This is a genomic window from Celerinatantimonas marina, assembly GCF_046054165.1.
Taxonomy (GTDB): Bacteria; Pseudomonadota; Gammaproteobacteria; order Enterobacterales; family Celerinatantimonadaceae; genus Celerinatantimonas.
In genome coordinates, this window is sequence record NZ_JBFNXK010000010.1 from 21,334 (window position 1) to 34,852 (window position 13,519).

General features: G+C 48.2%; 12 protein-coding genes. 9 read left to right on the forward strand and 3 right to left on the reverse strand.

What is annotated here, in order from left to right:
- Nucleotides 1-111: 111 nt before the first annotated feature.
- The 3 genes from ABUE20_RS11890 to ABUE20_RS11900 all read right to left on the reverse strand — a co-directional run bounded on the left by ABUE20_RS11890 (nt 112) and on the right by ABUE20_RS11900 (nt 4,496).
- Nucleotides 112-3,348: a leucine-rich repeat domain-containing protein gene (locus ABUE20_RS11890; RefSeq protein WP_408620153.1), complete on the reverse strand. Its 3,237-nt coding sequence runs from the start codon at nt 3,346-3,348 to the stop codon at nt 112-114.
- 218 nt (nt 3,349-3,566) lie between these two features.
- Nucleotides 3,567-3,992: an organic hydroperoxide resistance protein gene (locus tag ABUE20_RS11895; RefSeq protein WP_408620154.1), complete on the reverse strand. Its 426-nt coding sequence runs from the start codon at nt 3,990-3,992 to the stop codon at nt 3,567-3,569.
- A 57-nt stretch (nt 3,993-4,049) separates the two neighbouring features.
- Nucleotides 4,050-4,496: a MarR family winged helix-turn-helix transcriptional regulator gene (locus ABUE20_RS11900; RefSeq protein ID WP_408620155.1), complete on the reverse strand. Its 447-nt coding sequence runs from the start codon at nt 4,494-4,496 to the stop codon at nt 4,050-4,052.
- A 249-nt stretch (nt 4,497-4,745) separates the two neighbouring features.
- Between ABUE20_RS11900 and urtA the strand changes: the two genes are divergently transcribed.
- From urtA to ureC, 9 genes are read left to right on the forward strand one after another with little or no spacing between them, the layout of a single operon-like run.
- Nucleotides 4,746-6,032, forward strand: coding sequence for an urea ABC transporter substrate-binding protein (gene urtA, locus ABUE20_RS11905; protein WP_408620156.1), 1,287 nt, complete (start codon nt 4,746-4,748; stop codon nt 6,030-6,032).
- 51 nt (nt 6,033-6,083) lie between these two features.
- Nucleotides 6,084-7,709, forward strand: coding sequence for an urea ABC transporter permease subunit UrtB (gene urtB / locus ABUE20_RS11910; RefSeq protein ID WP_408620157.1), 1,626 nt, complete (start codon nt 6,084-6,086; stop codon nt 7,707-7,709).
- Nucleotides 7,709-8,800 carry an urea ABC transporter permease subunit UrtC gene (urtC, locus tag ABUE20_RS11915; protein WP_408620158.1) on the forward strand — a complete coding sequence of 364 codons (1,092 nt, stop codon included), beginning with the start codon at nt 7,709-7,711 and terminating at the stop codon, nt 8,798-8,800. Before urtB ends, urtC begins: the two co-directional genes overlap by 1 nt.
- The gene (urtD, locus tag ABUE20_RS11920) at nt 8,800-9,609 is read left to right on the forward strand and encodes an urea ABC transporter ATP-binding protein UrtD (protein ID WP_408620159.1); all 810 of its coding nucleotides are present in this window, start codon (nt 8,800-8,802) and stop codon (nt 9,607-9,609) included. The genes urtC and urtD overlap by 1 nt, the downstream gene beginning before the upstream one ends.
- Nucleotides 9,606-10,295 (forward strand): urea ABC transporter ATP-binding subunit UrtE, encoded by a 690-nt coding sequence (gene urtE / locus ABUE20_RS11925; RefSeq protein WP_408620160.1) that lies wholly within the window; start codon nt 9,606-9,608, stop codon nt 10,293-10,295. The genes urtD and urtE overlap by 4 nt, the downstream gene beginning before the upstream one ends.
- A 1-nt stretch (nt 10,296) precedes the next feature.
- Nucleotides 10,297-11,166 (forward strand): urease accessory protein UreD, encoded by an 870-nt coding sequence (locus ABUE20_RS11930; protein ID WP_408620161.1) that lies wholly within the window; start codon nt 10,297-10,299, stop codon nt 11,164-11,166.
- A gap of 17 nt (nt 11,167-11,183) precedes the next feature.
- Nucleotides 11,184-11,486 (forward strand): urease subunit gamma, encoded by a 303-nt coding sequence (locus ABUE20_RS11935; RefSeq protein ID WP_408620162.1) that lies wholly within the window; start codon nt 11,184-11,186, stop codon nt 11,484-11,486.
- 9 nt (nt 11,487-11,495) lie between these two features.
- Nucleotides 11,496-11,816, forward strand: coding sequence for an urease subunit beta (locus tag ABUE20_RS11940; protein ID WP_408620163.1), 321 nt, complete (start codon nt 11,496-11,498; stop codon nt 11,814-11,816).
- Entirely contained in the window at nt 11,813-13,519 is a 1,707-nt protein-coding gene (gene ureC, locus ABUE20_RS11945; protein WP_408620164.1) for an urease subunit alpha, read from the forward strand. Before ABUE20_RS11940 ends, ureC begins: the two co-directional genes overlap by 4 nt.

The window sequence follows — 13,519 nt, forward strand, 5'->3', positions numbered from 1 at the left end:
CATATTGCAGCTAATTTAAGTGTTATTAAGAACATCTAACTTTATGATTCATTTGAGCCATCACCACCAATGTAAATACTTTCTCTGAATTCTGCATTATTCCATGTTTCATTAATGTATGACCTTCAGCCGAGGCAACCGACTTATCTCCGGCGGCAACTGGGTGAGTTGATTACCGCTAATATCCAGCCCAGTCAGCTGAGTCAACTGACCTATCTCCGGGGGCAATCCGGTCAATTGATTACCACGGAGATTCAACCAAGTTAACTTCGTCAACTGACCTATCTCCGGCGGCAACTGGGTGAATTGGTTACCGCTCATATCCAACTTAGTTAACTGGGTCAACTGACCTATCTCAGGGGGCAATTGGGTGAGTTGATTATCGCTAATATTCAGCTGGGTTAACCTCGTCAACTGACCTATCTCCGGGGACAACTGGGTGAATTGATTACCGCTGATGCCCAGCGCAGTTAACTGAGTTAATTGACTTATCTCCGGTGGCAATCCGGTCAATTGATTACTACTGAAATTCAACCAAGTTAACTTCGTCAACTGACCTATCTCCGGCGGCAACTGGGTGAATTGGTTACCGCTCATATCCAGCCCAATTAACTGGGTCAACTGACCTATCTCCGGCGGCAACTGGGTCAGTTGATTACCGCTAATATCCAACTTAGTCAACTGGGTCAACTGACCTATCTCAGGGGGCAATTGGGTCAGTTGATTATCCTTCATATATAGGTCAGTTAACTTCGTCAACTGACCTATCTCCGGCGGCAACTGGGTGAGTTGATTATCGCTAATATTCAGCTGGGTTAACCTCGTCAACTGACCTATCTCCGGGGACAACTGGGTGAATTGATTACCGCTGATGCCCAGCGCAGTTAACTGAGTTAATTGACTTATCTCCGGTGGCAACTGGGTGAATTGATTACCACTGATGCCCAGCGCAGTTAACTGAGTTAATTGACTTATCTCCGGTGGCAATCCGGTCAATTGATTACTACTGAAATTCAACCAAGTTAACTTCGTCAACTGACCTATCTCCGGGGGCAATTGGGTCAGTTGATTATGATCCAGATCCAACCAAGTTAACCAAGTCAACTGACCTATCTCCGGCGGCAACTGGGTCAGTTGATTATGATCCAGATCCAACCAAGTTAACCTCGTCAACTGACCTATCTCCGGCGGCAACTGGGTCAGTTGATTACCGCTCATATCCAACTTAGTTAACTTCGTCAACTGCCCTATCTCCGGCGGCAACTGGGTCAGTTGATTATGGTCCATATCCAATCGAGTTAACTTCGTCAACCGACCTATCTCCGGCGGCAACTGGGTGAATTGGTTACCGCTCATATCCAGCCCAGTTAACTGGGTCAACTTACCTATATCTGGAGACAATGTAGTCAATTGATTAGCGCTAATATTCAGTACAGTTAGATGAACTAGCTGTTTTATCTCAGAAGGAAGCTCACTTATTTGATTATTATCTAACTCTAGTTTTTCAAGATTAGGAAACGCTTTAGCTATTAATGCAACTTGTTCAGAGTCTAATTTATTATCCGAGAGAATTAACTGCTTTATATTTTTGAGCAATAACGCTTCGTCAGGTAATGTTGTAAGTCCATAGCCCCTTAGATCTAATATAGAACCTCTGTGTGATCGCACTCCGGAAATAATCGCAAGAGGTGATACAATTTCAGGGGCCACTTTATTAAACGCATCTTCTGAAAAATCATCAATAATATTATTTATTTTATTTTTTTCTTTATAATTTATTAACTTATTATTATTTACTTCCACCACATCGTATATTTTACAATTGGCATACTGAAATTGTTGCATGTGCTTCACGACAGTTAAAGCCTGAACACGGCAGTCTTTAATAGACGTATGTGAGAATTTTATTGGAATATCTTGTTTACTACTTTTATCCTGCTCTTTAATATATCGAAAATCTACACCATCTAACGTTGAATGAGAGAAAGAACTTCCTTCCAAATTACTGTTACGAAATGAGGTTTGATTCAACTCGACCCGGATAAACTGTGCATGATTCAATGTTGCCCCTGTAAATCGGGTTTGTGGACCACTGGCTTGTACCCCCAAAAAATAAGCATGCTTTGCAGATATATCGGTCATATTGACCCCGCTTAATCTCGAAAGGCTAATCTGAGCATGATTCAAAATAGCTCTAGAAAGATCAGTCCCTGGCAAAACCACCGTATGTTCTAACGTTGAATAGGCAAGATTCGTTCCGATTAAATCACCACTGATAGTGGTATCTCGGATATCAGCGCCGCGTAAATCGGCCCCTATAAAATTTGCAGTACACAAATCATTATAAGACAATTGAGCAAGTCTGAGATTTCTATCTTTAAGGTAGAGCCTAGGTAAGTTCTGCTTCGTTTTACACCTATTTTCAAATTGCTGAATAGATATATTCTCAATACTTTGATTAAATGGATTATCTATTCGTAGCTGTGACGATATATCAACATGTGGAATTAACCAAGCGATTTTTGGATATTCAGCGATCAGATGGCTAAGTTTTCCAGGATAAATATCAGTAGCAACCAGAGCCCCACTCCTAAACAAAAGGATCAACAATGCGGCAATCAAATAAATTATTGTGAACTTACAACTTTTAAATAGACTGAATCTAATTTTTCTAAAATTAAATTTTTCTGTAAAAAATTGGCGATATTGAATCGGTAGCCAGTAGATAATATGTAAAAAAACACAGACCAAAACACAAACTGTATGAATAGTCGTTATCCAATAGCTTTGGTAACTCGCATATTTCCAACCAATAAATACAAACAATGCCAGTGGGAACAACGATATAGTTCCTACAATGATAACATTCAGCAACCAGTAGCTAAGTGAACGAGACATAGGCTGCGGACTAAATTTACCCGCAGGATAACGATCATATTTAGCACGAGTATTAAACATAAAAGCATGTAATAGATGAAAATTAGCCTGCTGATCATTCTCCGAATGAGCTAACCATGCTTGTAGAATTTTCGTGTGCTCATGTAAATTTAAAAGTAGGTTATAATAAAAAGCCAACAGTATCATCGGGGCAAAAATTATAAAGTATATCAATGGCACCGGGATCCCAATAAAAGGCAAGGTCAATTGTTCTTGCAACAGAAATAACTGAAGATCCGTTGTGCTTAATGCGGTTATAAACACATATAATTGAAAAATAAAAAACGCGATCATTAAATTGCGATTTTTATTACTACTATCATCAAGAGCTGCTTTTAACTCAGATAATGAGGAAGAGCGCGACGGACTAGTTCCCTGATAATTCATGAGTCCATTCTCACCTAGTTTCATAATACACGCATTGCATCACTATAGCTCTAAAATGCTTTTTTTATCATCAATTTTCTACAATTTATCCACATATATACAATTACAAAGACATCCACGGCACAACCCGAGGTATGACGATACAGAAGGCTACTTAAACAAGCCGAAGGGCTAAGTGATATGGGTCGCTTTGCTTGCTGATGGCAAACCGTTAAGTTGGCCATCAGCGATGATCAATACGCTTAAGCAAGCGTCAGGGTCACGTTAATGTTGCCGCGGGTCGCGTTGGAATATGGGCAGACGATATGGGCTCGGTCAACCAGTTCCTGAGCTTCGTCTTTGGCAATTCCGGGCAGATCTATCACCAGTTCCACTTCAATACCGAATCCATCTGACAGTGGGCCGATGCCGACTTTGCCGGTCACTGTCACATCCGGGCTGATGCTCAGCTTGTCACGGTGAGCGACAAATTTCATCGCCCCTAAAAAGCAAGCTGAATAACCAGCGGCAAAGAGCTGTTCCGGATTGGTGCCAGTTGCGCCATTGCCACCGAGTTCTTTCGGAGTCGTTAAGGCAACATCTAATACCCCATCTGATGACAGGGCTCGGCCATCACGGCCTCCGGTTGCGGTTGCTTCGGCTTGGTAGAGTACTTGAGAGATAGGCATAATTATTGTTCCTTTAGGTTATTTTATTAATCGGGCTCAAAGGCCCTGTTTGACCAGTTAAAGGCTGGCCGCCTGTAGTGATTGGCGCAATTGCACCAGCTGCTCACGCAGGTATTGGATCTGCTCGGGTGTGCATTGTGTGGCACAACCGACCAACTGCGGTATTTCAGCCGCTTGTTGACGCATGGCCTGACCTTTATCGGTCAGCATGATGAAAACCTGCCGCTCGTCTTGATCGCCGCGTTGACGGGTAAGCAACTGCTGACTTTGCATCCGTTTGAGCAGCGGGGTTAAGGTCGCGGAATCTAAAAACAGTCGTTCCCCCAACTGGCTGACCGTGAGCCGATCTTGTTCCCATAACACCAGCATCACTAAGTACTGCGGATAGGTGATGGCTAAAGGCTTGAGCACTTGTCGATAAATTTTATTCATCGACAACGTTGTCGAGTGCAATGCAAAACAGAGCTGGTTGTCCAGCGCTAATGGTGAAGCATGTGAGTTCATGACCCTAACCTGTGATTCGTGGTTTTCTCATCTGTTGAAATAAATATAGTGCACTATTTAATAGTGATCAAATATTTTTTAATCACCTAAAATATAACTGTGCAACAAGCCATTAATACCTCAACCTCCCCCCCAACTACGTCAAATGACGTAGCTCACCGGTGCGATTACCGAATAGTCAAGCGAGCGCCCTCTTTTTAGGATGAGATGAGTTTTGGAACATCTCAACTGACAAGGGAATCGGAAGTTATGAAGATTAAGCTTTTAACGATGGGTGTCGCGCTCGCGCTTAGCGCAAGTTCCATCACATTCACGGCACAGGCCGCGGATGACACGATTAAAGTGGGTATTTTGCATTCGCTTTCAGGCACGATGGCGATCAGTGAAAGTACCCTCAAAGACACCGTACTGATGATGATCAAAGAGCAAAACGCGAAAGGTGGTTTGCTGGGTAAAAAACTGGAACCGGTCGTAGTGGATCCCGCATCAGACTGGCCGATGTTCGCTGAAAAAGCCCGTGAGCTGATTACCAAAGATCACGTTTCCGTTATTTTCGGTTGCTGGACATCTGTATCGCGTAAATCGGTTCTGCCTGTCGTTGAAGAGCTGAACAGTCTGCTGTTCTACCCAGTTCAGTTTGAAGGGGAAGAATCATCGAAAAACGTCTTTTACACTGGCGCTGCGCCAAATACTCAGGCCATTCCTGCGGTTGATTATTTGATGAATGAAGTCGGCGTAAAACGCTGGGTTCTGGAAGGCACTGACTACGTTTATCCACGTACCACCAACAAGATTTTGGAAACTTATCTGAAATCGAAAGGGGTACAAGATAAAGACATCATGATCAACTATACCCCGTTTGGTTATTCAGATTGGCAGTCCATTGTTTCCAACATCAAACAGTTCGGCAGTCAGGGCAAAAAAACCGCCGTAGTTTCTACCATTAACGGTGATGCTAACGTCCCATTCTATAAAGAATTGGCGAACCAAGGCGTCAGCGCTGAAGATATCCCAGTGGTTGCTTTCTCCGTGGGTGAACAGGAACTCTCCGGTATCGACACCAAACCATTGGTAGGTCACTTAGCCGCCTGGAACTACTTCCAGAGCATTGAAACACCAGCCAACGAAGCATTTATCAAAGACTGGCATAAATTCACCGGCAATCCTAAAGCGGTAACCAATGACCCCATGGAAGCCACCTACATCGGTTTCAAAATGTGGACACAAGCGGTTAAACAGGCCGGAACCACCAAAACAGATGCTGTAGAACACGCGATGATCGGCCAGAAAGTAGCTAACTTGACTGGTGGCGTCGATGTGATGAATAAAAACCACTACCTGAGCAAACCGGTGTATATCGGTGAAATTCAAGGCAATGGTCAAATCGATACCGTTTGGGGTACCGATAATGTGGTCCCAGGGGATGCCTGGTCCAATTATCTACCGGCAGATAAAAACATTATCGCCGACTGGACAGCACCGATTAAGTGCGGTCATTACAACACCGTAACCAAGGTGTGTAGCGGTCAAAAATAATCAGAAAAGGCCGGACAACCGGCCTTTTATCTTTGCTGCGAAGGAAAGTCCATGAGCACACGAGCCTTACAAAGTCCCCTCCATTGGTTATGGTTGTGGGCTATTCTGCTATTTGCGCTGCCCTCTCAGGCCGCCCCCACCCAACCCGATCCGGCCCAGCTCAACGCGCTGACCCAGATCGGCTTTCAATTTAAAAAAGCAATTCCTATTCTGACTGCGCTGGAACGAGATAACGGCGCAATGTTGCTGCCGATGTTTCAGGCGATGCTAGCCGGCCAGCTCGATTACAATCGCAGTGACCGGCAATTACTGATCCGTCATCGCATTGATGGTAAAACCGTTTATCTAAACCCATTTACTCAGCAACCGCTACCGGACCAAAGCGCCATTAGCGCTAAAAAAATTGGGATAAATAATGCCCTGCGGATCCATTTGCGTGATGCTATCGCCCGTTTAGAATTGGTGAGCCATGATCAGGCGCTGCAAGCCAAAGCCGCTCAGGAACTGCTCGGCAATACCAGTGCGCTTACGTTGGAGCGGATGCAACAAGCACTCCAGCAATCACTCAGCTCTGATACACGCCATCTATTAACGCTCAATTTAGCGATGGCCCAACTGAAAAATGCCACCGATAATGACACGCGGATGAAAGCCCTGGCAGCCATCGGCACGCCACTAGAACCTCAGGTTCGTAACCTGCTCAGTCAGATCCGCAATACCACCCAAGATCCAGACTTAAAAGCAGCCGCGCAGCAAGCGCTGGATAAAATAGCCTCGCGCACCAGCCTGTTTCATCTGCTGGATCAAGTGTTCTTCGGCCTCAGCCTCGGTTCAGTGTTACTACTGGCCGCCATCGGTTTAGCGATCACCTTTGGCGTGATGGGCGTGATTAATATGGCCCATGGCGAAATGATGATGCTCGGCGCTTATACCACGTTTGTGATCCAACAAGCACTGCCCAACGCTATCAGTCTGTCCTTATGGTTATCACTGCCCTGTGCGTTTATCGTCGCCGGTGGCGTCGGCATTTTAATCGAACGCTTTGTCATTCGTTATCTGCGTGGCCGTCCGCTGGAAACATTGCTAGCCACCTTTGGGATTAGTCTGCTGTTGCAACAGCTGGTTCGAACCGTATTTACCCCACTCAACCGCCAAGTGGCCGCTCCGGATTGGATGAGTGGCTCGCTGGCTATTAACCCGGTGTTTTCACTGACCTATAACCGCCTTTATATTCTGATCTTTTCGTTGATCGTGTTCGCAGCGCTGATATTGCTGTTGAAAAAAACCTCGCTCGGTCTGCATGTGCGTGCCGTGTCGCAAAACCGGCAGATGGCGCGTGCGCTGGGGATCCGCTCGGATCGCGTCGATGCGCTCACCTTTGGCTTAGGCTCCGGGATTGCAGGCATCGCCGGGGTAGCGCTCAGCCAGCTCACCAACGTAGGACCCAATCTCGGCCAATCTTATATCATCGATTCATTCATGGTGGTGGTGTTTGGCGGTGTCGGTAATCTATTTGGCACCTTGGTCGCAGCGTTCAGTTTGGGCTTGGTGAACAAGTTCTTAGAACCCTTGGCGGGTGCCGTATTAGCGAAAATTGTGATTCTGATTTTCATCATTCTATTTATTCAAAAACGGCCGAAAGGACTCTTTCCACAAAAAGGGAGGGCAGCAGAATAATGGCTACTGTCAAAGCAAATCGCCCACTACATTATTTTGTTGGGATTTTACTGGCCGCGTCCGTACTGACGGCGCTCAGTCACCTGCTACTCCCGGCCGGATCGCCGTTTGCAGCCAGCACTTACACCATCACCTTGCTCGGCAAATATCTCTGTTATGCGCTGCTGGCGCTGGCGGTCGATATTATCTGGGGTTACTGCGGCATTTTAAGCTTGGGCCACGGCGCCTTTTTCGCTCTGGGCGGTTATGCCATGGGCATGTATTTGATGCGCCAAATCGGGAGCCGTGGTGCTTACGGCAACCCAATTCTGCCGGATTTTATGGTGTTTCTAAACTGGCATGAACTGCCTTGGTATTGGTATGGCTCTTCGCATTTTTGGTTCATGCTGGTATTGGTGTTGGTCGTTCCGGGCTTACTCGCCTTTGTCTTTGCCTCGCTGGCATTTCGCTCACGGGTCACCGGGGTCTATTTGTCGATTATGACGCAAGCGCTCACTTACGCGTTGATGCTGGCCTTTTTCCGCAACGAGATGGGGTTCGGCGGCAATAATGGCATGACCGATTTTAAAGATCTGCTTGGCTTTGATCTGCACGCCGACAGCACTCGGGTGGCACTGTTTTTAATCACGGCGTTACTGCTCTGTGCAGCACTATGGGTCAGTTACCGATTGATCCACTCCCGCTTTGGCAAAATTATTATTGCTATCCGCGATGGTGAATCCCGGGCACGCTTTTTAGGTTATCGCACCGAGCACTTTAAGGTCGCGCTGTTTGTCTTCTCGGCTATTCTGGCAGCGATTGCCGGTGCTTTATATGTGCCACAGGTCGGCATTATCAATCCCAGTGAGTTCTCACCGATCAACTCGATTGAGATGGTGATCTGGGTCGCCGTCGGAGGGCGAGGCAGCCTGTTCGGCGCGATTATTGGAGCAATTCTGGTCAACTATGCCAAAACCAACTTAACCGCCGTATTGCCAGATGCCTGGCTCTACGCGCTCGGCGGGTTATTTGTGTTGGTCACTATCTTCCTACCGAAAGGGCTGATGGGGCTGTGGCAAAAACTGATGACAAAACAGGCGGTGAAATCCTAATGAAATCATTTAACTGGCCCCATCGTCGGGGTGATAAAATACCTGAAAAAGCCGTGGATGTTTCACATCAGGTTTTATTGTATGTTGAAGATCTCAGTGTCAGTTTTGATGGTTTTAAAGCGCTCAACCATCTGAATTTATATATTAATGATGGTGAACTGCGTTGCTTAATCGGCGCTAACGGCGCCGGTAAAACCACCTTAATGGACGTGATCACCGGCAAAACCCGCTGTGATGAAGGTCAGGTCTTTTTTGGGCAAAATCATAACTTGTTGCGTTATCAGGAAGCCGAGATCGCTCAATTAGGCATTGGCCGCAAGTTTCAAAAGCCAACCGTGTTTGAAGCGCACGATGTCAATACCAATTTAGAACTGGCACTGGGTCAACAAAAAGGGCTATGGGCCAGTTTGCGTTATCGCATCAGTGGTGAACAGCGTCAGTGGCTGGAATACGTCCTCGAAACCATCGGCCTTAGCGAACATCGCTACCAATTGGCGGGCTCATTATCTCATGGTCAAAAACAGTGGCTGGAAATCGGCATGTTACTGGCTTCGCAGCCACGACTGATGTTGGTCGACGAACCGGTCGCCGGGATGACCCCACAGGAAACCGAGCGCACCGCCGAGCTCTTGACGCAATTGGCCGGAGAGCGCACCGTGGTGGTGGTTGAACATGATATGGAGTTTGTACGCAGCATCGCCCGCACCGTCACCGTGTTGCATCAAGGCAGCGTGCTGGCCGAAGGCACGATGGAACAGATCCAAAACGATCCCAAAGTGATTGAAGTCTATTTAGGAGAAGAAGCATGATTGAGATCACCCAGCTGAATCAACGCTATGGGGGCACCCAGATTTTATGGGATCTCAATCTGTCGATCCCCAAAGGCGAATGCACCTGTATTATGGGCCGTAACGGTGTCGGTAAAACGACGCTCTTAAAATGTCTGATGGGGCTCTTGCCGGTCACGTCCGGCTCGATTAAGCTCGATGGACAGTCGATTGAAAAGCAGGCGGCCGAACAGCGAGCCCGGCTCAAGATCGGTTATGTTCCTCAGGGACGTGATATTTTTCCGCTGCTCACGGTTGAAGAAAATCTCAAAGTCAGCTTAGCTGCGGCGGGGAAAAAAACCATTCCAGAGCGGATCTATGAGCTGTTTCCGGTGCTCAAAGAGATGCATGCGCGTCGGGGCGGCGATCTCTCTGGGGGTCAACAACAGCAGCTGGCAATAGGTCGTGCGCTGGTGCTCGATCCAACAGTGCTGATTCTGGACGAGCCCAACGAAGGGATTCAACCGAATATTGTGAATCAGATAGGTGACGTTATTTCTAAATTAAATCAACAAGATGGTCTGACGGTGGTTCTCGTCGAACAAAAATTGGGCTTTGCCCGTAAAGTCGGCCACCAATTCCGCTTGATGGAAAAGGGCCAAATCGTGGCAGCTGATCGCATGGATCAACTCTCGGATGAGTTGATTAAACAGCATTTGGCGGTCTGATATGACAGTGATGGAGACTCCGATCCTACCGCCATTGCAATGGCCTGCGCAGCTTGAACTGAAATTAGCGCTGACCGAACGCGGTAATCGCTTGATCCATAATCGTCATCACGGCCCGCTGTATATCCAAAAACCATTTTACCCCGAGCAGCGCGACTGTGCGCATCTGTATTTATTGCATCCGCCGGGCGGCATTGTCTCGGGCGATCAATTACACATCGATATCACCCAGCAAGCAGGGGGTCATGCACTAGTCACTACCCCCGGTGCTGCCCGCGTCTATAAAGGCCGCTGCGATCAAAGCGAACAGGGCCAACACGTAACGCTGACCATCGAAGATGGTGCCAGTATCGAGTGGCTACCGATGGAAACACTGATTTATCCCGACTCGTTCAGCCGCTTGACTCAGCAGGTCCATCTGGCTGAACACGCTCAATATCTGGGTTGGGAAGTCGTTTGTCTGGGGCTGCCGGAGTGTCAGCAACCGTTTACCACCGGCCGCTATGAACAGCAACTGGCGATTTATCGCGCCGGGCGGCTAAAATTTCATGACCGATTAGTCGTGCTCGGCTCGGATCATCCCGAAAGTTTAATGCAGCCGAATATTGCACTGGCCGGTTATCCGATCCACGGGCTGCTGATTGCCACCATTGCGGCTGATGCCGATCTACTCACCCAACTGCGAGAGCTGACCAGCCGCGAGGAAGAGGATCAGCATGTCGGTATCAGTTGTATTCATGATATGTTGATCGTCCGCTATTTGGGCCATCATAGCGAATTATGCCGCCAACTATTTACCCGGATCTGGAGCGAACTGCGCCCTAAAATGCTCGGTCGCAATGCGTGTCCGCCACGGATCTGGCGCACCTAAATTCAAAGGAGACAACTGTGGAATTGTTGCCAAAAGAGAAAGATAAGCTATTGGTGTTTACAGCAGCGCTGCTGGCCGAACGCCGCCTCAATCGCGGCCTGAAGCTGAACTACCCCGAAGCAGTAGCCTATTTAACCATGGCGATTGCCGAGGGTGCTCGTGACGGGCAAAGCGTGGCAGAGCTGATGAGCTATGGCAAAACCATTTTAACCAGTGATCAAGTGATGGACGGGGTTCCCGAATTAATTGAAGAAGTTCAGGTCGAAGCGACCTTCCCCGACGGCACTAAACTGGTCACCGTGCACCATCCCATTGGTTAAGGAGCAATTATGATACCGGGAGAACTGCAACTCAAAGCCGACCCGATTGAAATCAATGTCGGTCGCCCTACCCTCACTTTATCGGTCACCAACACCGGGGATCGCCCCGTGCAAATCGGCTCACATTATCACTTTTATGAGGTCAATCCCGCGTTAAGTTTTGATCGGGAAAAAGCCTTAGGCTTTCATCTTAATATTGCCGCCGGGACCGCCGTGCGCTTTGAGCCGGGACAACGCCGACAAGTGGAACTGGTCAGTTATGCCGGTAAACGCGAGATTTATGGATTCCGCGGCGAGGTGATGGGTGCACTCAAGGAGCAACAATCATGACATCAATGGATAGAACCACTTATAGCCAGATGTTTGGTCCAACTACTGGCGACCGCGTTCGCTTAGCCGATACGGAACTGTGGATCGAGGTTGAAAAAGATTTCACCCATTATGGCGACGAAGTGAAATTTGGCGGCGGCAAAGTGATCCGGGATGGCATGGGCCAGAGCCAATGTGACCAATCACTTGCAATGGATACAGTGATCACCAACGCCTTAATTTTGGATTACTGGGGCATCGTCAAAGCCGATATTGGCCTCAAAGAAGGCAAAATCGCGGCCATCGGCAAAGCCGGTAATCCAGACACCCAAAGCGACGTCGATATTGTTATCGGCCCCGGCACCGAAATCATCGCTGGTGAAGGCCATATTGTCACCGCCGGTGGCATCGACTCGCACATTCACTTTATTTGCCCACAGCAAGTTGAAGAAGCACTGATGTCCGGCGTCACCACCATGATTGGCGGCGGCACTGGCCCTGCCACCGGCACCAATGCCACGACTTGCACCCCAGGCCCTTGGCATCTGGGGAAAATGCTGCAAGCCTGCGATTCACTGCCGATGAACTTTGGCTTTTTGGGTAAAGGGAATGCCAGCCGCCCCGAAGCACTCGTCGAGCAGATCAAAGCCGGGGCTTGCGGCTTGAAATTACATGAAGACTGGGGAACCACGCCAGCCAGCATCGATGCCTGTTTAAGTGTGGCCGACCAATATGATGTGCAAGTAGCGATTCACACCGATACCCTGAATGAATCTGGTTTTGTCGACTCCACCCTCGGAGCGTTTAAAAATCGCGTGATCCACACTTATCACACCGAGGGGGCAGGCGGCGGCCATGCACCCGATATTATCAAAGCCTGTAGTTTGCCGAATGTACTACCGTCATCGACCAACCCAACCCGGCCTTATACCGTCAATACCATCGATGAACATCTGGATATGCTGATGGTTTGCCATCACCTCGACAGCAATATTCCGGAAGATGTCGCGTTTGCCGATTCTCGTATTCGCCGCGAAACCATCGCCGCCGAAGATATTCTGCATGATCGCGGTGCTTTCAGTATGATTGCCTCTGATTCACAAGCTATGGGCCGTGTCGGCGAAGTGATTACTCGCACCTGGCAAACCGCGCATAAAATGAAAGTGCAGCGCGGCCTGCTCGAAGAAGATGCGGCGCTCGGCTGCGATAACTTTCGCGCCAAACGCTATATTGCCAAATACACGATCAACCCGGCGATCACCCACGGCGTCAGCGATTATGTCGGTTCACTAGAAGTCGGGAAACTTGCCGATATTGTGCTGTGGAAACCAGCCTTTTTTGGCATTAAACCGGCGATGATCCTCAAAGGTGGCATGATTGCAGCAGCTCCGATGGGCGATCCCAACGCGTCGATCCCCACACCGCAGCCCGTTCATTATCGGCCGATGTTCGGCAGCTTTGGCATTGCCGCCGCGAAAACCAGCGTCAATTTTGTCAGTCAGGCTGCATTAGATGCCGATATCGCCGGGCAATTAGGGCTACAACGACCGTTGGTGGCTTGCCATAACACCCGCAATCTTTCTAAAGCCGATATGATCCACAACAGTTGGCTACCCGAGATTAGTGTCGATCCACAAACTTATGAAGTGCGAGCCAACGGCGAACTGCTCTACTGTGAGCCGGCAACTAAACTGCCGCTAAGCCAGCTTTACTGTTTGTTTTAA